The sequence below is a fragment of the Mycobacterium sp. genome (assembly GCF_040509115.1).
In the GTDB taxonomy this organism is placed as follows: domain Bacteria; phylum Actinomycetota; class Actinomycetes; order Mycobacteriales; family Mycobacteriaceae; genus Mycobacterium.
Window position 1 is genome coordinate 1 of record NZ_JBEVLO010000210.1, and the last position, 21,480, is coordinate 21,480.

Consider the following 21,480-nt stretch of genomic DNA (forward strand, 5'->3'; position numbering starts at 1 on the left):
TGCCCCAGCGGAATCGCTGGGGCAGCACCGTCAGGCTGAGCTCAGCTGGTCCACATCGACGTGTACAGCGCCCGGAAGTCGAAGGGCGGTTCCCACGGTTGCCCCACGGCAGGCAAGTTGTGGTCGCCGTCGACGAACTGCCAGCCGCCTCCCTCGGTGGGCAACGCCGTCGGGTCCTCTCCGGCGAAGATCCGGTTGAGGGTGTTCGCCAGCCCCCACGATGCCAACGCGTAGGGGATCACGGTCTCGGTGTCTTGAATGCCGTCGCGCACCAGATCGAGGTTTAGGCCCTCACCCCCTGCGACGATGCCGCCGAAAGTGGCCTGTTTGAGGGCAGACTGCAATCCCAGCCCCATAAGTGAGTCGATGCCAGTGGCGACCGCCTTGGCGTCCGGGTTCTGCATCAGTGCCGAGTTCCACTTCGCCGTCGCTTCCCGGGGAACCTGGGCATACGTGAACGGCACCTTGACGAGTTCGCAACCTGGACAAGCTTTGCCGAACTGTTCCTCGAAACCCTGATTGGCGTACTGCTGCGTACGCTGGTCGGTGTTGACGATCTCGAGCAGCTTGCCTTCGCCTCCCATGAGGGCAGCGACGTAGTCAGCGCGGGCGGCACCCCACTTCAGGTAGAAATCCTTGATCTCGGTCGATCCCATGACGTTGAGCCCCGCGGTGTACAGCGGATCACCGGAACCGAAGGCTTCGTCATTGCAGTCGATGGACGTGAACTGGACGACGGGTACGTCAGCGGCCCGTGCCGCCTCCAAACCGCTCTTTACGCCCGGGCAGTCGAAACTGAAGACCGCAATTCCGTCGACGCCCGCAGCCACTGCCTGCCGGATCAATCCGGTGGCGACCGACGGATCCGCCTTCCCGTCAACCAGATTGACGTCCCAACCGAGCTGCTGGCCAGCCTCGGCGAAGGCCGAAGACATCAGCGAGCAGGCTTGATAGGCCTCTCCGCACGACACGGCCCAGACTCGCTTTCCGCGCTGCGCAGGCGGCCCGTCGGCGGTCGGTTCTTGTAGAGCCTCGCCGTCATAGCCCGACTGCAGAATCTTCTGCTGTTCTGCGGTGAGGTTGGTCGCGATTTGCGACTCCGCAGCGATGGTCGTACATCCAGTCAGTATCAACGCAACGCCGGTCATTGCGGCGACTAAGTCACCCACAGTTGCCCGGCGCGCCGGGATGATGCCCGCCATGTCATCTCCTTCTGATGGGACACCGCAGCCGCGAGAACTACGGAGTGGTCGGTTCGCGGCACGACTGCGCCACGCCGCGCGTCGAGTCACCCGATTGAGAATATTCGACTAAAAATTCTTTTTTCGAATCTTCCGCGCGTGTTCGACACCGTATAGCATTGTGTGGTCCCCGTCACGCAGAACCCGTGAAATCTTTGCCGTCAGAGAGGAACCCCATGCCGGTGCCATCGCTCGGCCAGCAAGTCATGGTTGGCAAGCTGCCCACAACGTTCGAGATCCTGGCCGATCAAGTGGCCAACGCGTACAGCGTTGTCCGCCAGATCATTCCGCCCGCAGTCCTGATGCTTCCCCATGCTCATGAGAACGAGGATCAGGTGGCCATCGTCTTACGAGGGCAGCTGGGGGTGCTGGTGGGTCAGCGGGAGTGGACGGTAGGCGCCGGTGAGATCGCCGTGCGACCACGCGGCCTCGTCCATTCGGTGTGGAACAGCACCAACGAGGAAGTCGAGATACTGGAGATCACCTCCCCCGGCGATTTCGAGCACTACTTCATGGCGATGGGCGATCTGACGGCGCGAGAGGCGCTGGCTCAGGCTCCGCAACTGGCCGCCGAATGGAAGATTCGTCAGTCCCCCGACCTCGCCGCACGCCTGGCCGAGCAGTACGACGTGTCATTGTGAGCACGCCTGTCGCCGAGGCCGTCCCTCGCGAGTTACCAGCGATCAGCCTCCGTAATTTGCAGAAGACCTATCCGGGCGGGAAGGCGCTCAAGGGAGTCAGTTTGGAGGTGCGGCGCGGCACAGTCCACGGCCTAGTCGGTGGAAATGGCTGCGGCAAGAGCACTCTGGTGAAGAGCATCGCGGGCGTGCAGTCCGCCGACCCCGGCGGCATCGTCGAGGTCAACGGTGCGCAGATCGCCAGCGATCAGGTGGGTGCGGCGTGGGCGCGCACGGCGGGCCTGCGGTTCGTCCACCAGAATCCGGGAATCTTCCCCGATCTGACCGTCGCCGAGAACATCGCGCTCGGGGACCAAATCCCCGCCCGGCTGGGCATCGTGGATCGACGCAGGCTGCGTGCCCGTGCGCAGCGCCTGCTCGATCATTTCGCCATCCACGCGACCCCCGACACCAAGATGGAGGATCTTCGCCTGGCCGACCAGACCATGGTGGCGATCGCACGCGCGCTGCAGGACCACCTGGAAGGGCGTAGTGAGATCGCGGCCGTCATCCTCGACGAGCCCACCGCCGCCCTTCCCCGCCAGGAGGTCGCCATCCTCCTCGACGCCATGCGAACGATCACCAGCACCGGTGTCGCCGTCATCTACATCAGTCACCGCCTAGATGAGGTGCTCGACGTCTGCGACGACGTCACCGTGCTGCGTGACGGTCGGCATGTCGTCACCAGAACGACGGACGGCCTCACCGAACCGGAACTGATATCGCTCATCGTGGGTCGCTCCCTCGACGCCGTTCACCCATCCATCGGCGCCACCTCGGATGCACCTGTGGCGCTGCAGCTTGAGCAGGTGAATGCTGTTGGTGTCCACAATGTCTCGCTCACGTTGCGGGCCGGCGAAATACTGGGCATCGCTGGGCTCCTCGGTTCCGGGCGCAGCGAGCTGTTGCAATGCCTCTTCGGAATGAACCCCGCGACCGCCGGCATCATCACCGTGGGCGACCGTCAGGTCAGCATCCCCTCGGTGCGTGCCGCCATGGATCTCGGTGTCGCCTACATTCCCGAGCATCGGGACACCGATGCAGCCTTCCTCGAACTGTCGGTGCGCGAGAACCTCTCGGCGGCCGACGTGGCACGGTTCAGTGCCGCAGGCATCCTGCGGCACACGCGGGAGCGGCGGGCGGCAACCGAGTGCATCGAGGCCTACGGCATCAAGACCGCCGGAGACAGCGCACTGATGTCCTCGCTGTCCGGCGGCAACCAGCAGAAGGTGGTGCTCGCGCGCTGGATGCGACGCAACCCGGCCATCCTGCTGCTCGACGAACCCACCCAGGGGGTCGACGTCGGTGCCCGCGCTGACGCGTATCGCCTGATCGCCCACGCAGTGTGCGAAGGTGCCGCCGCCATCCTCGTCAGCTCCGACTTCGAAGAACTCGCCGACATGTCCGACCGTGTCCTCATCCTCAACGGCGGTCGCATCACGGGCGAAGTCACCGGCAACGAGGTGGAGAGCAGCTTCCTCACCGAAATGGTCTTCTCAGCAAAGGAATACAACGCATGAGCACCCTCGAATCCCACGCCACGGGCACCACCAAGTCTCCACCCACCCTCGCAGACCGCACCGCACAGAAATCCGTGCTGGCCGATCTGATCGAGCGGTTCGGACTGGTGGCACTGTTCCTCGGCGTGATCATCGTGTTCTCGATGCTGCGGCCCGAGATCTTCCCGACGGCGGCGAACTTTCGCAGCGTCGCCATCTCTGGATCCGTGCTCGCGGTGGTCGCGATGGCACTGATCTTGCCGTTGGTCACCGGTCGTTTCGACATCTCGGTGGGCGCCAACGTCGGACTCTGTTCGATCGCGGTGGCGGGAGCCATGTCTCAGTTCGGCGTGAATCCGGTCGTGGCGATGTTGGTCTCGGTGGCCCTCGGCAGCCTGATCGGCCTTGTCAACGGCTTGCTGGTGTCATTCCTCGGCATCAATTCGATCATCACCACGCTGGGTACCTCCACGGTGATCGCCGGGATCGTGCAGGCCTACACCGGGGGTATCCCGATCAGTGCCGGCCTGTCCCCCACCATCACGGGCTTGAGCAACCAGTTGTTCCTCGGTGTACCACTGTTGTTCGTGATCATGCTCGTCATCGGTGCGGCCGTCCTTGTGCTGCTCGAATACTCGACGCTCGGCCGCTACTTCGCTGCCGTCGGCTCCAATGAAAAAGCCGCCAGCCTGACCGGCCTGCCTACCCGGCGAATCGTGCTCGCCAGCTTCGTCGGTGCGGGATTTCTCGCCGGCGTCGCGGGCATCCTGCAGATCGCCAGCCAGGGCAACGGCAATCCGCAGGTCGGCGGCATTGGCTTCATGCTCCCCGCCTTGGCCGCGGTCTTTCTCGGCGCCACCACCATTCGGCCCGGCACCTACAACCTCGTCGGGGCCCTCATCGGATTGTTCTTCGTCGGTACCACCATCAGCGGCTTGTCGCTCATGGGTGTCCAACCGTGGATCACCGACGTCTTCAACGGTCTGGCGGTGATTGTCGCCGTCGGCTTGTCAGCGGTGTTCCGTCGCCGCCGCACCGGTGTGGCGGTGATGGGTTCGTGAACCGGTTCGAGAACGGAAACCCAGACGTGAGAACAGTTTTCCGACACGCGTGTGTCGTCACTATGGCGCCCGGTCTGGGAAATCTCAGCGATACCGACGTGTTGGTCGAGGAGGGCCGGATCGCCGCGATCGGCACCGCACTCGAGGCCCAAGACGCGACCGAGATCGACGCAGCGGGTGGCATCCTCACGCCGGGGTTCGTCGACACCCATCGGCATCTGTGGCAAACCGCTGTACGTGGCATCTTCGCGGACTGGTCCACCTTGCAGTACATGGTAGGGATCAGACTGCACATCGCCCCGCACATGACCGCCGACGACACTTACAACGCCACGTATGCGGGCAGCCTCGAGTGTCTCAACAATGGGGTGACGACAGTGCTGGGGTACGAGCACAACGTCAATACGCCTGAACATGCGTTCGCGGGCGCGCAGGCGATGGTTGATGCGGGCGTTCGGGGTGTCTACGGACTGGGCATGGGTCAGGCACCTTTGGCTCCTCGGGTGTTCTCCGAAACCGAGCAGTACCGTTCGATCCTGGCCCAGCTAAACGATGGAATGCTGGCTCCAGGAAAGTCACTGGTTCGGCTGGGAGTCGCCCCGGTGGAGTTGTTCATGGCGCCCATCGGCGTCGTCTCCGAACAGTTCCGGCTGGCCCGCGAGTACGGAGCCCAGCTGACCCTGCACAGCAACGCGGTACGCAATGGGGTCGGCGAGATCCAGATGCTCGAGGATGCGGGTCTCTTGGACTCCGACACCGTGTTGGTCCACGCCAACACGAGCAACGATCGCGAATACGAGTTGGTGCGCGAACGTGGCGCTGCGATCTGCGTAGGCGTGGAAGTCGAGATAGGCATGGCCCTCGGTGAGCCGACGCTTCGTAAACAACGGCTGTTCGGCCTGTCGCCCACACTCGGAGTGGATTCGGTGGGTTGTTGCGGGGGCGGGATCGTGTCGCAGGCGCGGCTGGGGTTGCAGACCGTCTGTCTTGCCGACGCGGAGGTCGAACTCGCACGCGGGGAGAACCCGGCCTTGCTGTCGGTGACGTCGAGTGAAGCCCTCGAATGGGCCACCCTTAACGGCGCGAAAGCCTTGGGCATGCAAGACCATATCGGCACCATCGAAGTCGGCAAGGAGGCGGACCTGGTCCTGTTCCGCACCACGGGTCCCGACTTGGCCGGCTGGGCAGAGGACTTCCCGGAAGCCGCGGTGATCACCCAATCCTCGGCGGCCGATATCGACACCGTGATGGTCGCGGGCACCATCGTCAAACGGGCCGGTGTCTTGCTCGCTGATGCCTGGCCGCGGCAGCGGGACGCACTGAACCGGACCAAGCGCCGACTGGCCGATCAGACGAGACAGCCTGACGGCACGTTCATTCCCGTTCCGGCGCCGCAGCTTCCTGCGGGCCACGGCTGGTAGGCCCGTGTCGGCCGGGACAACGAATCACGTTCCGGTCGACAGGGCACCGTCGGTGGGATCCTCGACCAGATCGGAGTCCAACAGCAGTTTCGTCGTGAGCTCGAAGTGCTGTTGCAGAAGCGCCGTAGCACGGCCGGCATCACGTTCCAGCGTTGCCTCAAGAATTGCGCGGTGCTCGGCGGCGATGTCTCGGACCACCCCCTGGACCTCACTCACCGACCAGCGACGGTAGATCTCGGCCGAGTCCCGCAGATTGGCAGCGATGGAACACAGCCGCAGATTGGAACTGCCGCTCAACAGGTTCGCGTGAAACTCTGCGTGCGCCACCGACCACGCATCGTCGAGGTGGGGTGTGCCACCCTCGGCCAGCATCGGTGTGTGTTCCAACGCGTGATGGGATGCCAGAAGTTGCGACTCCCAGGCCAAGTCGCCCTCCGCAATAGCCAACCTGAGCGCAAATGTCTCCACACACACGCGGGCCTGCGTCAACTGGATGAGGTCGTCCCGTGAGATCGACACCACCTTGACCCCTTGCTGGGCTTCCGCGGTGACCAGGCCCTGTTCGGCCAGACGCGACATCGCCTCCCGGACCACACCGACGCTGGCGCCGTAGTCCTCGCACAGCTGGGCGAAGCGCAGTCGCTGACCGGGATGCAGCCGGCCGCCGAGAATGTCGGCGCGCACCTGCGAGTGCACACGCTCCTGGCCTGTGGACTTACCCGCCATGACATCCCCGATTCGAATATTTCTGCAGTTGTCGAATGCTACCTCAGCGAGACCGCCACAACCAGCACGCTTGAACGGGACTTCGAACTCGAAGCTAATATTCGAATGTCACTTGACTTGTCGAACGTCACGCGGTGTGATGTTCCCAGTAGCCGTCGTCACAGTGAGGAGCGCAGTACATGAAGGTCGGCAATCTCGACGGTCGCCTCGTTCTCATCGGAGAAACGGGTACCTACCTCGACGTCGCCGAGAGCTCGCTCGGACGCTTCAGTTCGGATCCGAGTGCGGTCTATGAGCACTGGGACGAGTTTCTCGAATGGGCAGACGCCGCGGACATCTCCACGGTCAAGACACTCGATCCGGCGATGCTCGGCGCTCCGGTGCCCGCGCCGCGCCAGATCTTCGCCATCGGACTGAACTACAGCGATCATGCCGCGGAGTCCGGGTTTGCGGTGCCCGATCAACCGACTGTGTTCACCAAGTTCGTGTCGTGCCTGGCCGGTCCGGACACCAGTGTCCAACTGCCCGCAGGAGGCCACACCGACTGGGAGGTCGAACTCGTCGCGGTGATCGGCCGTACGGGCACGGACATCGCCGAGAGCAAGGCGTGGTCTCATGTCGCGGGACTCACCGTCGGACAGGACATCTCGGAGCGCAAGGCTCAGTCTGCTGGTCCCGCACCACAGTTCAGTCTCGGCAAGTCGTTTCCGAATTTTGGGCCGACGGGACCGTGGGTGGTCCCCGTCGGCGAGTTCTCCGACCCGGACGACCTGGAACTGGGTTGCTCGATCAACGGCACGGAGATGCAACGCGGCCGCACCAAGGATCTGGTCTTCACGGTGCCTGCACTGGTAGCGAAGCTCTCGCAGATCGTCACGCTGTATCCCGGGGATCTCATCTTCACCGGCACTCCCGCCGGTGTCGGTCTGGGCCGTAGTCCACAGGTCTGGCTTCAGGAAGGCGACGAACTCGTATCGTGGGTCGAGGGGATCGGGGAGATTCGCCAGACGTTCGTGACCGACCTGCGACCAGAAGGCGAGAATGCCGCATGAGCCTGCACCGACTGGCCCGAGTCATCATTGGCGTGCCCAATGTCGACGAGACCGTCGGCTACTACCGCGACTTCGGCCTCTGCCACGAAGGCAACGGGGTGTTCTCCACAGTCGAGGGAGGACGCCAACTCACCATCGTCGAGAGCCCGCGGCGCCGCCTGCTCGGTATGGTGGTCGGCTGCGACGACCTTGATGACATCGCTCGGATCACCCAAAGTCTCACGGCGGAGGGCTTTCTCACCGCCTCCGTGGCCGGAGGCGTTTCGTCTCTCGAACCGGTGACCGACATAAGGGTCACGGTCGAAGTGATGCCGCATCTGGAGCAGATTGCGGTGTCTGCGCCCAGCTACAACGGCCCCGGCCGATTCGAGCGCGTCGGCACCCGCTCCCCCGGTATTCTCCGGGACGGCCCGGTGCGTCCGAAGAAACTCGGCCATGCCGTCGTCGGCTCGATCGACATGCCCACCACCAGAAGGTTCTTCACCGCGGGCCTCGGGTTCAAGGTCAGTGATGCCGCAGGCGAACACGGGGTGTTCCTGCGCTGTTCGACCGACCACCACAATGTGATGCTGCTGCAGATGCCGGTGAATTTCCTGCACCACACCTCATGGCAGGTGGACGATGTCGACGAGATCGGCCGGGGCGCTTCGGCCATGCTCGAGGACAACCCGGAACGACACGTCTGGGGGCTCGGACGACACCACGCCGGATCCAACTTCTTCTGGTACCTCAAAGACCCGGCAGGCAATTTCTCCGAATACTACTCGGACATGGACTGTATCCCCGATGACGAGATCTGGACACCCGAGGTGCTGGAAGGCGCCAAGGGGCTGTTCAACTGGGGCCCGCCGCCGCCCCCGTCATTCCTGGCCCCCGACGACCTCGCCGTCCTCATGGTCGGCACACACACCTAGTTCCGAAAACCGAAAGGACCCAACGCATGCACACGTGGAGCGTCGCCAAGCAGGCAGTCGCCGAGCACCAGGGAACCGCTGCCTCGACGTATCTCATCGAGAAGGAGCAGTTCCAAGACCTTACCAGCGGGACCTATCTGGGTCTGATCTCGGTGTTCGAGGTGCAGCCGGGGGCCACGTTGAAGGCGCACCGCCACCCCACTCACGAATACTGGTTCGTGCTCGAGGGTTCCGGGATCATGCAGGTGGCCGAAGAGGCGAAGCGAATCGAGGTGGGCGAGCTCATCTACACACCGCCGAACACGCCACACATGTTGCTCAACGATGGCGACCAGCTCTTCAGGGCGTTCTGCTTTGCCCAGAGCTACGAGGGTCAGGGGTCACAGCACGTCGACGTGGAACTTGCTCCTGTGGTGCTGACCGGTCTGTGAGATTCGGGTGAACAAGCTGCGGCTGCACATCATCATCGGCAGCACCCGTCCGGGCCGGGCCGGCGAGCCCGTCGCGGCCTGGTTCCGCGGAATGGCCGAACAGCACGACGCCTTCGAGGTCACCATGGTGGACCTGCTCGACTGGCAGCTGCCGATGCTTAGCGAGCCCAAGCATCCGCGGCTGGGCGAATACACCCAGGACCTCACCCGGCGATGGAGCGAGACGATCGCCAAGGCTGATGCGTACGTGATCGTGACGCCGGAATACAACTACGGCTACACCGCTCCGGTGAAGAACGCCCTGGACCACCTCTACCGCGAATGGAACCACAAGGCAGTGGGATTCGTCGCTTACGGTGGGGCCGCTGGCGGTGCCCGAGCGGTGCAGATGCTCAAGCAGGTGGTGACGACGCTGAAGATGACCCCGGTGTTCGAAGCGGTGTATATCTCGTTCGTCCAGAAGCTGATCGATGCCGATGGCAGGCTGCGATCGGATGAGGCGCTCGACAGTGCAGCCGAACAGCTGCTCGACGAGTTGGCGCGGGTCAGCTCCGCACTGCAAGGTCTGCGAGTCACCACATGAGGGCGCGCGATTCAGCTGCCCACTTCGGACCGGGGCGGCCGCTCGACGTGAACGCCTTCCTGGCGGAGGTCAAAGCGAAGCCCCTGTGGTTCCAGGGTGCCACGGTGATCACGATGAATCCGGCTGTGCCGGAACTCTCGTGCGGCGATGTGCTTGTCCAGGACGGCACCATCGTTGCCGTCTCCGCCGACCTTTCGGGCGACCCGCGCGTAGGTGACGCCGTCACGATCGACTGCAGCGACCTCATTCTGATGCCCGGCCTCGTCGATGCGCACCGGCACGCTTGGCAGACGGCATTCCGGCGTTTGATCGCCGATGCCGATCTCGACGCCTACGTAGCCAGCATCCACGGCGGGATGGCACTGCACTACACACCCGACGACATGCGGATCGGCACGCTGGTGAGCATGCTCAGTGCCCTGGACAGTGGCATAACCACCGTTCTTGACTTCTCCCACAATTCGCGGAGCCGCGCGCACAGCGACGCGGTCTTCGACGCGTACGCGCAAGCGGGTGGACGGGTGGTACACGCGTCGGCGGCACCCAACGCCGGCGCCTGGGAAGAACAGTGGCCGCACGACCTGCTGCGCCTCCGAGACCAACACTGCACCGGTGACCACAGCCTGGTGACCCTCCGCATGGGCCTGGACATCAAACGGGTGTGGCCCACCGATCGACTGCTCGCGTACGCCCGCGAAGCCGGCTTGGCGATCACCTTTGACGGTGTGCTGGGACCGCGCGCCTCCAGCGAGCTCTACGACTTGGCCCAGGTGGGGGCATTGGGGCCTGATGTCACGCTCATCCACTGCACCGATCTCAGCGATGACGTGTGGCAGGCGATCACGGATCAGGGCGTCAATGTCACCCTGGCCACCACCTCCGATCAACACATCGGCATCGCCACCGGAATACCGCCCATTCAACGGTGCCGCGACCTGGGGTTGTCACCCAGCCTGAGCACCGACGTCGAGGTGACCCTGGCCGGGGACATGTTCACCCAGATGCGCGCCACCATGGCGATGCAACGCATGATGCTCGCCTCGCGCCGATTCCACGGCGATGAGGATCTACCGCCCCTGATGACAAGCCGCGACGTAGTAGCCATGGCTACCGTGAACGGTGCGCAACATCTGGGCCTCGAGGGCACCGTCGGACGCCTCGGTCCGGGTCTCCAAGCCGACCTACTGCTCCTTCGGGCCAAATCGCTGGTCAACCTGCCCTTTAACAACGCGTTCGGCACGGTGGTCCAGGGAATCGACAGCGCCACAGTGGATTCAGTTTTCGTCGCGGGCCAGCCCCGCAAGTGGGCCGGGCAGATGATCGACGTTGACGTGTCGGCACTCGCAGCAGAGATCGAAGAATCACGAGACCGTATCGCGGCCGCCGTGGGATGGCAGCTGAACCCGCTAGCGCCGCCGTCGTTCTCGACCGTTCGAGAACGATCGCTGAGGGCACATGTCGACGGCTCCCAGGAATCCTCCCGGCTCGATTCGTTGACGTTCCAGGACTTCTGAGATCAACCCACAACAGAGAGATTCCCGTGACCGATCATTTCCCCGGTTTCGAGTCCATCACAGCCGACGTCAACGACGTCAAGCTGTTCGCCCGAGTGGGCGGCCCACCAGGCGGCGCGCCGCTGGTCCTGCTACACGGCTTTCCTCAGTCGCATCTCTGCTGGCATCAAGTGGCACCGGCCCTCGCCGAGCGCTTCCGCGTCGTGTGCCTGGACCTCAAAGGCTACGGCCGCTCAGAGACACCCCCCGGTAACGCCGATCATCATGCGTACTCCAAGCGCGTCCTGGCCGCCGAGGTGGTCGCCTTCATGGCCGAACTCGGACATCAGCGCTTCTCAGTGATCGGGCATGACCGGGGTGCTCTGATCGGCTACCGCATGGCCCTCGACAGCCCTGAGGTCGTCAAGAGTCTGGTGGTGCTCGACAACTACCCAGCGTCGCTCATCTGGGATCGCATGGCCGACGACCCTCAGTTCACGCCGCACTGGCGAACTTTCGCGCAGGAGGGACCGGCCGCCGAGGCGTCGATGACGGAGCAATCCCTCGATCGGTTGATGGCCGAGCACACGATGGCAGGCACCTTGGACGACTTCGACGAAGTCGTGCTGTCCAGCTACCGCCGAGATTGGAGCGACCCGGCGCACATCCACGCCTACTGTGAGGACTATCGCGCCGGCGCCACCATCGACCCCGAACTCGACCGCGCCGACCTGGCCAAGGGCGCCGTCGTCCGCTGCCCCTCTCTGGTCATCTGGGGTGAGGCATTTCTGGGCCGGGCACCAGAAAAGCCGACCGAGATCTGGCAACGCACCTTTCTGCCGAGCGTCCGAGGCATCGAGGTTCCAGGCGGGCACTTCAACGCCGAAGAGAGCCCGAAAGAGACCGCGGCGGCACTCGTAGGGTTTCTACAAGAACACCTCGAAAACGCGGTCTAGCGGTCTGGCTCAGCACCACGCCCCGTCCGGTCCACACGAGAAGCCGTCGCGGCCGTGCGAACCGATCCTGGTCGATCAGAGCCGGTCGCAGTGGTCGGGCACGGCTCGGCGGTGGCGCGAAGTGTCCGCAGCATCGTGATCGAGGGACAGCGCACCTGGATCTGCGCGCTGCGGCCGAATTCGTTCGAGTCGTTGTCGTTTCATTGCCAGCCACCCCGTTACTTGCAACACGTAGCCCCGGGTCGGTATATAGTTGCGTGCGCACGCACGTAATTGCCTTGGTGTCGAGGACACCGGCCAGACTGAAGGAGTCGTCCACCGTGAACAACATCCACGCCCCCAGCGGAACGACGAGTGCACCACACGCCAGCCTGCCCCACCCCGGCGAGGAGATCGTAAAGATTGGTGCTGATACCGACCTGGTCACCGCCATCGAGCGGTTCGCCGTTCCGGCTCCGTCAGCAGGGGACGGGCTCCTCGCCACCAGTGCCGCGCCTCGAGGAATCGACATGTCCACGCACCTGGCCTCACCCCCCGGCAGCGACCCTGCGTCAACGCCGCGGCACCACGTCGATAAAGCCGTCACCTACGCCCGCGAAACCTTGTCCCGTCGCGAGGATTTCGTGGGGGCGGTGCTGTTGGCAGGCCGTCACGGCGAATTGGTGGTCTATAGCCAGTGGCGATCCCAGGCCGAACCGCCGCACGTCATCAGCCCGGAATGGTCGACAGCCCCTGCCCTGTCCGGCTTGGTGGCCGTCGATGCTCGCACCTTCGCCGTTGACTTCAGCGCACCCAACGCAGTCAGCGCGGTCGCGTTGAGCCAGACACCACGAGCACACTTCGGGGTGTTCACCGTCGATGCCACTGACCAGCAACGAATGCTCGACCTGGCTCGCCGCCACGCTCCCAACTCCCTCGGCACGCCCGGGTTGATCGCGATCAACTTCCACCGGAGTCTCGACGGTCGTCGCGTCATCAACCTTGGACTGTGGACTGGTTTCGACGAATTCCACGACCTGCTCACCCGGCCCGGCTTCACCGACGGTGAACAGTACTGGCTGGACGTGGCTGGGTTCCGTCCGCACTACTTCGACGTAGCCGCCGTCATCGCCGCCTAGGATAAGCGCCCACTGGAACAACATCCGGGCTGCGACCGAAACGAAAGACCATAGAGCAGGAACGAGTTTCAATATGGAAATCGCTGCGGAGCACACCACTGCGGGTCATGCGGCGCGGACCGGTGAAGAAGTGGGGTTGTGGCGGGCGTTGGGACGGGTGACCCAACGATTGCCGCGGCTTCTCGACGAAGCCATGGTCAGGGACACCGGACTCACCATGACCGAGTTCGCGATCCTAGATGCACTCAGTGAAGCGCCGGACACGACTGCGCGGGTCAGTGAATTGGCCGCCGCGATCGGCCTGTCACCCAGCCGAGTGAGCCGCGCGCTCGACGCGTTGACCTCGCACGGCTGGTGCCGGCGTCAACCGGACGTGCGGGACAAGCGCGCAGCTTTGGCGGTGCTGTCCGACGAAGGACGAGAGAGGGTCAAGGCTGCAATGCCCCACCATCAGCGACTCGCCCACGAGTACGTCCTGGCTCACGTGCCGACTGACGTTCGCGCTGCCCTCACCGCGGCCCTGACCGCCATTGCCGAGGCGAACCACAACCACTCCTGAAGAAGCCGCGTCGTGAAGCCGACTGCGCGGCAACCGGTATGCGTGTAGGACTCTTGGGCAGCACGGTAGATCTCGGTCAGCACGGTATGAGTCCGAGGCCACCGTCGACCGGCCATGATCGGCGGCAACGGGCGAACGCCTAGGTCACACGCGGGTGGGAAGTGGTGTGGGAAGTGGCGTTGCCTTGAACACATTGGTGCGGTCCCACAGGCTCTTGCTGGCGAGTAGCCGCTGCGCGTTTGGCCCGTAAGCGGCGTCGGCTTGGGTCCGTTGGCCCGGCCCGAGGATGCTGGGGTAGCCACCGGGCAGCGCGTCGACGCGCCATGGAATTGGTGTAGGGAAACCGCCCTGAGCGGACTGGTCCTGATCGAGCCCGCCGTTAACAGGGCGTCGATGGCTCCCGTCGACAACGCGGCGACATTGACCGTGCGCAGCTCGCAGTGGCCGCCGAGGCCCCGCTGCTGCATCACCAACTGGCCAAAACGCAGTACGACCTCGATGCCGCCGAGACGTTCACGAGTCGGCTGAGCTCGCTGTATCGCCAAGCTCAACAACGGCGTCGATCATGGAACGAACACAAGCCCGCGCATACGTCGGTCACATCGCGAGCCTTTCCCGAGCTTGGGTCAATCAGCTCTCGAGGCCAGCAGTGCGTCACAGACTCTGCTTGCTGCCGACATACAGCGGTATTTCCGCGACATCAATGTCCTGCACCAGCATGGCGCCATCCAGCCCAACACTGGTGACGAGGCCTACGGACGGGTGCTCGCAGGGCTCGACCCGAACTCGCAGCTCGTCTGAGATCTACGTCGCATCTGCAGGCCGTCGAAATGGGCACTGGTCGGGCGCACTGCACGCATTGTTCGACAGTAGGGTACTTGGAATCCGTCGAGCTGTAGTCTCATCCTTCGACCAGTGGATGGGCGAGGATGGGGTGCGTGCCGACCATCGGTTGTAATCAGGTGGTCGATCGCGGCCCGGTCGGTGTCAGTCTTCCCGCTGCGGCTCAACGCATCCGATGATGTCGTCGTGCATGGCCTTCCCAACGTCGCCTCGGCTCGTAGCGTGGCGACACTTCTTGGCTACCGTGGCCGATCGGAATCGGGCGATCCCGGCCCGGACCCAAGTGCCTGCTGGAGATCCGACGCCTCGTCAGCCGACACAGCGTCAGCCAACACAGCGACCGCCAACACCATTGGCTCAACCGTACTTTCATGGGATGGGGCGAACGATTCGAGGACTGCGCGCGTCTTCAACCGTATGACCATTCACGCTGAGACGGCGAACGTTCTCGACCTCCCCGAACTCCTGCGCCCCTCAATAGAGACCAACGCCGCGCAAGGCGATCAGGACGGCGACATCCCAGTCAGCCTGCACACCGAGCTGCGCGACGCCGGCGCGTTTCGACTCCTGACCCCACGTGAATTCGGGGGCTCGGAAACGCCCTTGCCAACGGTGCTGTCGGTGTATGAACGCTTCGGCCGCATTGACGGGTCGGTAGGACTCCAGGTGTGGAACGCCAACTTCGGATTCGTCGGCGCCATCCTCGATGACGAAGGTAACGAAAGCATTTGGAAGGACGGCACCGAGCCGGTCTTCGCCAACTCCGGTATTCCCTGCACCGCCGAGCGGACCGATGGAGGCTACCGCGTCACCGGGAACTGGAAGATCGTCACCGGAATCCGCCAAGCCGACTGGTTCATCGCGGTCGGGGCGGTCGTTGCCGACGGGCAACCCCAGATCACCGCCTCCGGCACACCGGACATCCGCGTCTTCGCAATCGCCACAGATCAAGTCGACATCCAAGGCACGTGGGACGTTACGGGCATGCGGGCGACCGGCAGCAGAAATGTCGTTGGTGACGCCGTCTTCGTGCCCTCGGATCTCACCGCGCCACTCGACGCTCCGGCGCGCATCGACCGCCCGCTGTACCGCGGCTTCCTTCCCGCTCTGGTGTTCGCTGGCTGCAGCGCCGTCACCCTGGGTGTCACGGCGCGGGTAATCGACGAGACGGTCACGCTGGTGCGCACCAAGCCGGCCATCGTCGGAGGGGTCGTCGCCGACGCTTCCCGAGTTCACTATCTCATTGCGAAGGCGCAAGCCAGCATCGACGCCGCATGGCTCCTGCTGCTGTCAGCCGCTACCGAAATTCACGAAGCCGGCGAGCGGGACGCGATGGTCACCATCGAACAGCGAGCGGCCTTGCGCGCGGCGATGACCTACGCCGCCGACGTCAGCCGCGAGGCCCTGGTGAACATGTATCAGGTGGCCGGTTCCTCGGCGCTCTATCGGTCCAACCCGATCGAACGGTTCTTCCGCGACGGCATGGCGGCGGCGCAGCATGCCAACCAGTCGGCAATGTACCTGGAAGCGGCGGGCCGAGTGCGTCTCGGCATGGACCCGGCTCTACCTCTCTTCTGATCACGAACGATCTCTGATCAAGAACGACAGGCAGCCTCAACCATCGCCTTCGGCGTCGCGAACGACGTCGCGGCGCGTTCTCGACCAGGATGGGCCCAGACCAGGCGGGGTTTGACCACGAGGGTTAGGTACTCGCGGCCCTTCGTCAGCAGGCACGCCGCAATGCGTCACGGTTCAAAGAACTTGGCGTCCGATTCAATTGGTCATGCACCCGTGCGGCTCCAGGGACACCCGCACCGCGAGCACCATCCGGACCGGCCAGGGCTTCGCGAAGCATGGCCTTCCCGCGATGCAGTCGTGAGCCCACCGTCCCCACCGGGATGCCCAGCATGACGGCTATTTCGGTGTTGCGGTACTCGGCGATGCATGCGTAGTAGACGATTTCGCGGAGATCGTCAGGCAGCCTGCACAAGGCCAGTTCGGCCTCGCTCGGTAGCGCTTGCAGCGCTTTGCTTTCTGCGGACCTGGCTTCTGAACCGTGCCGGACGTGCGATCTTTCGTCGGTCGATGACATCTCGGTGACATCGAGGCCGAGTCGTTCTGCGGGACGCCGCTGTGATGAGCGGTACTTGTCGATCCAAGCGTTGGTCATGATTCGCGCGAGCCAAGACTTGAGCTGTGTTCCCTCGCGATATCCGTGAAAGGATGCGTAGGCCTTGACCAACGTCTCTTGCACTAGGTCTTCGGCGTCGGCGCGTTGACGGGTCAGCCGGGTCGCGTTTGCGATGAGGAAGTCGCGTACCGCCTCGGTCTCGCGAACAAATCGTTCGTTCTTGCTGCTACGTTCATGGTCCGCAATCTTGGCTGAAGCTTTGTCGTGGCCTTCGCCGCTCTCGGGGCGGCGGCCAACTCCGCAAGGCTGAGCGGGTCCGCTCGGCAGCCGGTTGCCGGTGTTTCCGATGTTCTCTTGCTGATCTAGCTGTCGCATTGCACACATGGGGGTCGTCTCCTGCCCGGCGGATGTCATGTCCGAGTGCGCCCTTTGTGAGCCCCGTAGCTGGGGCTTCACAAACGATGCCTGCTGTCTGGTGGCGGCGGGTCCGCCAGTGGGACTGACCTTTCCGTACAGTTGCCCACGTCATCGCGCGGTTCAATTCCCGCCTCCGCCTGCTACGAGGAGTTTCAGTCGATATTGCTCGGACGATATCGACGGTAACACTGCTTTCTGTGAAGCCGATGGGAGCGCGTTCACGCGTAGGAGTGCCAGCAGTGTTGTCGTGCCAGCAGTGTTGTCGCGCAACCCATGTGGACTAACGACACCCTGGCACTCTCATCGTGCCGGAGCCGATCCGATGAGCTTTCGCCATCCGTTGTTCGAGAACGGCGAGAAAGACCCCTGCCGAAGAGCGTCGGAGCTGATGCCTCGATGTTATCGTTGGTAACATGCCGATCGACGCGAACGCCTCCACCTCTGATCGCTTGTTGGAGGCAGCGGCCGAGCTTCTGCGTGAGGGAGGCCTCGAGGCAGTGTCCACCCGCGCGGTGGCCGCCGCCGCAGGTACGCAACCCCCGGTCCTCTATCGCCGATTCGGCGACAAGAGCGGTCTTCTCGAAGCGGTCACGCTGTACGTTCTCGAGGATTACATAGCCAAGAAACGTAGGCTTCTGAGGCATTCGGGCGATGCAGTCGCCGATCTGCGGCGACTGTGGGACCTGTTCGTGGCGTTCGGCTTCGCGCAGCCAGAGTGCTTCGCCTTGATTTACGGGCACGCACGACGGGGCGAAGCGATTTCGGCGGCCGCGCAGACAACGGTGGACTTGCTGCAGGGCGCGATTGCTCGAATCGCCGACGAAGGCAAATTGCGCATGAGTGTCGAGCGTGCGACGGAACTGTTCCAGTCCTGCGGTGTCGGTTTCATAATCACGCAGATTGCCGTTCCCGTCGCCCGGCGCGACCAGGAGTTGAGCGACATCGCCCGTGAGAACGCCATCGCAAGCATCATGGGCAGGCCGTCATCGGGCAGAGCGCGCAGCACGTTGGCCGGCCGTGCCACAGCGCTGCGGCAATCCCTCGGGGACGACGATCTTCCGCTGACACCGGCTGAGCGCAGCCTCATGGCGGAGTGGCTAAACCGTATCGCCGACAGACGGCCACGTTGACGTAGTGGGCTCGCAACCGCTGCGATCCCGAGTAGGCGCGTAGCGGCCATGCGTCAGGTCGATTGGCACCCGACAACGCGCGTCGTGTCCCGGAACGGTAACGGCGCGCCGAGGGGCGGCCCCAAATCGTAGACAACGTGCGTTGTCAAGCCTATCGTGGCCGAACATCCGTGATTTCAGACGCTGCGAGGACACGATGACCGCGAGATCGCCGACCGCGAGATCGACTGGGACCGCGACCAGTGCCCGCGCGCACGCCGCCGCGGCCGATCCCCTCGGCCCCGACTCCCTCACGTGGAAGTACTTCGGCGACCTCCGGACGGGCTTGTTGGGCGTGTGGATCGGCGCCATCCAGACCATGTATCCCGAGCTCGGAGCGGGCGTCGAAGACCATTCCATCCTGCTCAAGGAGCCGCTGCAGCGCGTCGCGCGCTCGGTGTACCCGATCATGGGGGTGGTCTACGACGGTGACCGCGCCGCGCAGACGGGCGCCCAGATCCGCGGCTACCACGAGACCATCAAGGGCACCGACGCCGCGGGCCGCCGCTACCACGCCCTGAACCCGGAGACCTTCTACTGGGCGCACGCCACGTTCTTCATGCTGATCCTCAAGACGGCCGAGTACTTCTGCGGCGGGCTGACCGAAGGCGAGAAGCGGCAGCTATTCGACGAACACGTGCAGTGGTACCGGATGTACGGCATGAGCACCAGACCCGTTCCCGCCACGTGGGAGGACTTCCAGGACTACTGGGAGGCCACGTGCCGCGACGAACTCGAGATCAACCGCGCCACGCTCGACATCTTCTCCATCCGCATCCCCAAGCCGTGGTTCGTCGCGATGCCGACGCCGGTGTGGGATCAGCTGTTCCGGCCCGTGCTCGCGGGCCAACGATGGATTGCCGCAGGGCTTTTCGACCCCACGGTCCGCGAGAAGGCGGGCCTGCGTTGGACACCCGGCGACGAAGTGCTACTGCGACTGTTCGGCAAGTTCGTTCAACTCGCGTTCGTCGCGGTGCCAGACGAGGTCCGACTGCACCCGCGGGCTCTGGCGGCCTACAAGCGGGCCGCCGGCCGCTCCCCCGCCGACGCCCCACTCGTCGAGGCCCTGACCTTCATGGGGCCCCCGCGCGAACGCCGCGACCTGCCGATGCACTACGTGCCGACGGGAAAGACGCTCATCGAACGCGCCGGATCCCTGGTGCACACCACGTTCTCCCTCGCAGGCATGCGCCCTGCGCGGGGGCGGCACAAACCCCGAAGGGCTGCCTGACGAATGCTCGAATGGTCTGACGTCGACGTCGCCGTCCGCGATGCGGTCCGCGACTTCGTCGACAAGGAGGTGCGGCCGCATCTGGACGAACTCGAGAGCGGCGCCATGCCGCCCTACCCCATCATCCGAAAGCTGTTCGCCACGTTCGGCATCGATGCGATGGCCAAGGATGCGCTGGAGAAGCGTCTGGCGAAGCTGCGCAACGGTGAGTCGGCCCGCTCCTCGTCGTCCGGCGGCATGTTGGGTGGTGGCGGTGACCAGGCCGGCATGGGCTATGTGGTGGTCAGCGAGCTTTGCCGCGTGTGCATGGGTGTGGTCACGGGCATGGGCGTCAGCCTTGGGCTCACCGTGCCGACCATCGCGTCGCGCGGAACCCTTGCGCAGCAAGAACGCTGGTTGCCGGAACTCGTCACCTACGAGAAGGTCGGCGCATGGGCCATCACCGAGCCCGATTCGGGATCTGATGCGTTCGGCGGCATGAAGTCCTACGTGGTGCGCGACGGCGACGACTATGTACTGAACGGACAGAAGACGTTCATCACCAACGGACCCGACGCCGACGTCACGGTCGTCTACGCGAAGTTGGACGAGAAGGACGGCGCGAGCAAGCGAGACCGCAAGGTGCTCACGTTCGTACTCGACAAGGGCATGGACGGCTTCGTGCAGTCGAAGCCATTCCGCAAGATGGGGATTCACAGCTCGCGCACCGGCGAGTTGTTCTTCAACGACGTGCGCCTCGGCCGCGATCGGCTGCTCGGCGAGGCTGAGGAGAAAGGGGCCGACGAAACGGATAGCCGCGACAGCGCCAGGTCCAACTTCTCCGCCGAGCGCATCGGTGTCGCCGCCATGGCGTTGGGCGTCATCGAGGAGTGCCTACGCCTGTCGGTCGACTATGCCAAGTCGCGAACGCTGTGGGGCAAGGACATCGGACAGTTCCAACTCATCCAGCTCAAGTTGGCCAGCATGGAGGTCGCGCGGATGAACGTGCGCAACATGCTGTTCCGCGTAATCGAAGCGACGCAGAGCGGTGCGCCGATTTCGCTCGCCGAGGCCTCGGCGATGAAGTGGTACTGCTCGCAAGCCGCTACCGACGTCGCCATGGAGGCGATCCAACTGTTCGGTGGAAACGGATACATGACCGAGTACCGGGTGGAGCAGCTGGCGCGCGACGCCAAGTCGTTGATGATCTACGCGGGCAGCAACGAGGTGCAGATCACCCACGTCGCCAGAGGCTTGCTCAGCGACTAGCGCGCGCGCTCTGATAGAGGCAGATCGCTGCGGCCGCAGCGATGTTCAAGCTCTCTGCGCCACCGGCCATCGGGATCCGAACTCGGTCGTCGGCGAGCGCCGCGAGCTCCGGCGCCAGTCCGTGGGCCTCAGAACCGAACAGCCACGCGGTTGGTGCGGTCAACTCCGCGTCGTCCAGGGACAGTTCTCCGTCGAGGGTGGTGGCGAGCACGCGCAAACCGGCGCCCCGCAGCGCCTCGACCACGCCGGGGCCGTCCGGGTTTGACAGCACCGGCACCGCGAAGATGCTTCCCGCCGAGGCGCGAAGACACTTGCCGTTGAAGGGGTCTACGCCGTCGCCCGCGAGCACCACCGCGTCGGCGCCCATCGCATCGGCGATGCGGATCAGCGTTCCCGCATTGCCGGGCTCGGAGGTGTCGACGGCCACCAGCACCAGCTTCGGATCGGCGGCGAGAACGTCGTCCCACCGGGCATCCGGCATCCTGCACACGGCGACGAGGCCGACGGGAGTCACGGTGTCTGACAGCGACTTCGCTGCCCGCTCGGTCACCAAATGGACCGAGACACCGCTGAGTAGCTCCTCGAACCGGAGCTGTGCGGCCTCGGTGACGAAGACGTCGGCGACGAGGCCGCGCGCAAGGGCGGTCTCGACGAGGTTCGGGCCCTCGGCGAGAAACTGCCCAGAACGCCTTCGGCCCACGTGGCGCAGC

General features: G+C 64.3%; 21 protein-coding genes. 17 read left to right on the forward strand and 4 right to left on the reverse strand.

From position 1 onward, the window contains the following. Positions 1–41: 41 nt before the first annotated feature. Positions 42–1,202 carry a sugar ABC transporter substrate-binding protein gene (locus tag ABW137_RS14555; RefSeq protein ID WP_526401080.1) on the reverse strand — a complete coding sequence of 387 codons (1,161 nt, stop codon included), beginning with the start codon at positions 1,200–1,202 and terminating at the stop codon, positions 42–44. Positions 1,203–1,417: 215 nt separating this feature from the next. Between ABW137_RS14555 and ABW137_RS14560 the strand changes: the two genes are divergently transcribed. The 4 genes from ABW137_RS14560 (at position 1,418) to ABW137_RS14575 (ending at position 5,899) form a co-directional block, all read left to right on the forward strand. Beyond that, positions 1,418–1,882, forward strand: coding sequence for a cupin domain-containing protein (locus ABW137_RS14560; protein ID WP_526401082.1), 465 nt, complete (start codon positions 1,418–1,420; stop codon positions 1,880–1,882). Next, positions 1,816–3,438: a sugar ABC transporter ATP-binding protein gene (locus ABW137_RS14565; RefSeq protein ID WP_526401084.1), complete on the forward strand. Its 1,623-nt coding sequence runs from the start codon at positions 1,816–1,818 to the stop codon at positions 3,436–3,438. The genes ABW137_RS14560 and ABW137_RS14565 overlap by 67 nt, the downstream gene beginning before the upstream one ends. Continuing rightward, entirely contained in the window at positions 3,435–4,478 is a 1,044-nt protein-coding gene (locus ABW137_RS14570; protein WP_526401086.1) for an ABC transporter permease, read from the forward strand. Before ABW137_RS14565 ends, ABW137_RS14570 begins: the two co-directional genes overlap by 4 nt. A 62-nt stretch (positions 4,479–4,540) precedes the next feature. Further along, complete coding sequence (locus ABW137_RS14575) at positions 4,541–5,899, forward strand: amidohydrolase family protein (RefSeq protein WP_526401088.1); 1,359 nt, start codon at positions 4,541–4,543, stop codon at positions 5,897–5,899. A gap of 24 nt (positions 5,900–5,923) precedes the next feature. Here the strand turns inward: ABW137_RS14575 and ABW137_RS14580 are convergent, their stop codons facing one another. Then, on the reverse strand, positions 5,924–6,625 hold the full coding sequence (locus tag ABW137_RS14580; protein WP_526401090.1) for a GntR family transcriptional regulator: 702 nt from the start codon (positions 6,623–6,625) through the stop codon (positions 5,924–5,926). A gap of 179 nt (positions 6,626–6,804) precedes the next feature. Here ABW137_RS14580 and ABW137_RS14585 point away from each other — a divergent pair, with 179 nt between their 5' ends. The 10 genes from ABW137_RS14585 (at position 6,805) to ABW137_RS14630 (ending at position 16,152) form a co-directional block, all read left to right on the forward strand. After that, entirely contained in the window at positions 6,805–7,677 is an 873-nt protein-coding gene (locus tag ABW137_RS14585) for a fumarylacetoacetate hydrolase family protein (protein ID WP_526401092.1), read from the forward strand. Then, on the forward strand, positions 7,674–8,591 hold the full coding sequence (locus tag ABW137_RS14590) for a VOC family protein (protein ID WP_526401094.1): 918 nt from the start codon (positions 7,674–7,676) through the stop codon (positions 8,589–8,591). Before ABW137_RS14585 ends, ABW137_RS14590 begins: the two co-directional genes overlap by 4 nt. A 26-nt stretch (positions 8,592–8,617) precedes the next feature. Continuing rightward, positions 8,618–9,022 (forward strand): cupin domain-containing protein, encoded by a 405-nt coding sequence (locus ABW137_RS14595; RefSeq protein WP_526401096.1) that lies wholly within the window; start codon positions 8,618–8,620, stop codon positions 9,020–9,022. A gap of 7 nt (positions 9,023–9,029) precedes the next feature. Beyond that, positions 9,030–9,605: an NADPH-dependent FMN reductase gene (locus ABW137_RS14600; RefSeq protein ID WP_526401098.1), complete on the forward strand. Its 576-nt coding sequence runs from the start codon at positions 9,030–9,032 to the stop codon at positions 9,603–9,605. Continuing rightward, positions 9,602–11,119 carry an amidohydrolase family protein gene (locus tag ABW137_RS14605; protein WP_526401100.1) on the forward strand — a complete coding sequence of 506 codons (1,518 nt, stop codon included), beginning with the start codon at positions 9,602–9,604 and terminating at the stop codon, positions 11,117–11,119. Before ABW137_RS14600 ends, ABW137_RS14605 begins: the two co-directional genes overlap by 4 nt. A 26-nt stretch (positions 11,120–11,145) precedes the next feature. Beyond that, positions 11,146–12,054: an alpha/beta fold hydrolase gene (locus tag ABW137_RS14610; RefSeq protein WP_526401102.1), complete on the forward strand. Its 909-nt coding sequence runs from the start codon at positions 11,146–11,148 to the stop codon at positions 12,052–12,054. Positions 12,055–12,374: 320 nt separating this feature from the next. After that, positions 12,375–13,172 (forward strand): hypothetical protein, encoded by a 798-nt coding sequence (locus ABW137_RS14615; protein ID WP_526401104.1) that lies wholly within the window; start codon positions 12,375–12,377, stop codon positions 13,170–13,172. A 73-nt stretch (positions 13,173–13,245) separates the two neighbouring features. Then, positions 13,246–13,731, forward strand: coding sequence for a MarR family winged helix-turn-helix transcriptional regulator (locus tag ABW137_RS14620; protein ID WP_526401106.1), 486 nt, complete (start codon positions 13,246–13,248; stop codon positions 13,729–13,731). Positions 13,732–14,352: 621 nt separating this feature from the next. Then, positions 14,353–14,532: a hypothetical protein gene (locus ABW137_RS14625; RefSeq protein WP_526401108.1), complete on the forward strand. Its 180-nt coding sequence runs from the start codon at positions 14,353–14,355 to the stop codon at positions 14,530–14,532. A gap of 459 nt (positions 14,533–14,991) precedes the next feature. Continuing rightward, positions 14,992–16,152 (forward strand): acyl-CoA dehydrogenase family protein, encoded by a 1,161-nt coding sequence (locus ABW137_RS14630; RefSeq protein ID WP_526401110.1) that lies wholly within the window; start codon positions 14,992–14,994, stop codon positions 16,150–16,152. A 145-nt stretch (positions 16,153–16,297) separates the two neighbouring features. Here the strand turns inward: ABW137_RS14630 and ABW137_RS14635 are convergent, their stop codons facing one another. Next, complete coding sequence (locus tag ABW137_RS14635; RefSeq protein ID WP_526401112.1) at positions 16,298–17,080, reverse strand: RNA polymerase sigma factor; 783 nt, start codon at positions 17,078–17,080, stop codon at positions 16,298–16,300. Positions 17,081–17,535: 455 nt separating this feature from the next. Here ABW137_RS14635 and ABW137_RS14640 point away from each other — a divergent pair, with 455 nt between their 5' ends. From ABW137_RS14640 to ABW137_RS14650, 3 genes are all read left to right on the forward strand, one after another. Beyond that, positions 17,536–18,252 carry a TetR/AcrR family transcriptional regulator gene (locus tag ABW137_RS14640; protein ID WP_526401114.1) on the forward strand — a complete coding sequence of 239 codons (717 nt, stop codon included), beginning with the start codon at positions 17,536–17,538 and terminating at the stop codon, positions 18,250–18,252. Between the two features lie 196 nt (positions 18,253–18,448). Further along, positions 18,449–19,522, forward strand: a complete 1,074-nt coding sequence (locus ABW137_RS14645; RefSeq protein WP_526401116.1) for an oxygenase MpaB family protein — start codon at positions 18,449–18,451, stop codon at positions 19,520–19,522. Positions 19,523–19,525: 3 nt separating this feature from the next. After that, entirely contained in the window at positions 19,526–20,770 is a 1,245-nt protein-coding gene (locus ABW137_RS14650; protein ID WP_526401118.1) for an acyl-CoA dehydrogenase family protein, read from the forward strand. On the opposite strand, the gene ABW137_RS14655 is transcribed toward ABW137_RS14650, so the two are convergent. Then, complete coding sequence (locus tag ABW137_RS14655) at positions 20,760–21,479, reverse strand: TrmH family RNA methyltransferase (RefSeq protein ID WP_526401120.1); 720 nt, start codon at positions 21,477–21,479, stop codon at positions 20,760–20,762. The genes ABW137_RS14650 and ABW137_RS14655 overlap by 11 nt on opposite strands. Between the last annotated feature and the right edge of the window lies 1 nt (position 21,480).

Coding starts and splice junctions, on each gene's coding strand:
- ABW137_RS14555 (WP_526401080.1), bottom strand. CDS start 1,202: ATGGCGGGCATCATCCCGGCGCGCCGGGCAACTGTGGGTGACTTAGTC.
- ABW137_RS14560 (WP_526401082.1), top strand. CDS start 1,418: ATGCCGGTGCCATCGCTCGGCCAGCAAGTCATGGTTGGCAAGCTGCCC.
- ABW137_RS14565 (WP_526401084.1), top strand. CDS start 1,816: ATGGAAGATTCGTCAGTCCCCCGACCTCGCCGCACGCCTGGCCGAGCA.
- ABW137_RS14570 (WP_526401086.1), top strand. CDS start 3,435: ATGAGCACCCTCGAATCCCACGCCACGGGCACCACCAAGTCTCCACCC.
- ABW137_RS14575 (WP_526401088.1), top strand. CDS start 4,541: ATGGCGCCCGGTCTGGGAAATCTCAGCGATACCGACGTGTTGGTCGAG.
- ABW137_RS14580 (WP_526401090.1), bottom strand. CDS start 6,625: ATGGCGGGTAAGTCCACAGGCCAGGAGCGTGTGCACTCGCAGGTGCGC.
- ABW137_RS14585 (WP_526401092.1), top strand. CDS start 6,805: ATGAAGGTCGGCAATCTCGACGGTCGCCTCGTTCTCATCGGAGAAACG.
- ABW137_RS14590 (WP_526401094.1), top strand. CDS start 7,674: ATGAGCCTGCACCGACTGGCCCGAGTCATCATTGGCGTGCCCAATGTC.
- ABW137_RS14595 (WP_526401096.1), top strand. CDS start 8,618: ATGCACACGTGGAGCGTCGCCAAGCAGGCAGTCGCCGAGCACCAGGGA.
- ABW137_RS14605 (WP_526401100.1), top strand. CDS start 9,602: ATGAGGGCGCGCGATTCAGCTGCCCACTTCGGACCGGGGCGGCCGCTC.
- ABW137_RS14620 (WP_526401106.1), top strand. CDS start 13,246: ATGGAAATCGCTGCGGAGCACACCACTGCGGGTCATGCGGCGCGGACC.
- ABW137_RS14630 (WP_526401110.1), top strand. CDS start 14,992: ATGACCATTCACGCTGAGACGGCGAACGTTCTCGACCTCCCCGAACTC.
- ABW137_RS14635 (WP_526401112.1), bottom strand. CDS start 17,080: ATGCGACAGCTAGATCAGCAAGAGAACATCGGAAACACCGGCAACCGG.
- ABW137_RS14640 (WP_526401114.1), top strand. CDS start 17,536: ATGCCGATCGACGCGAACGCCTCCACCTCTGATCGCTTGTTGGAGGCA.
- ABW137_RS14645 (WP_526401116.1), top strand. CDS start 18,449: ATGACCGCGAGATCGCCGACCGCGAGATCGACTGGGACCGCGACCAGT.
- ABW137_RS14650 (WP_526401118.1), top strand. CDS start 19,526: ATGCTCGAATGGTCTGACGTCGACGTCGCCGTCCGCGATGCGGTCCGC.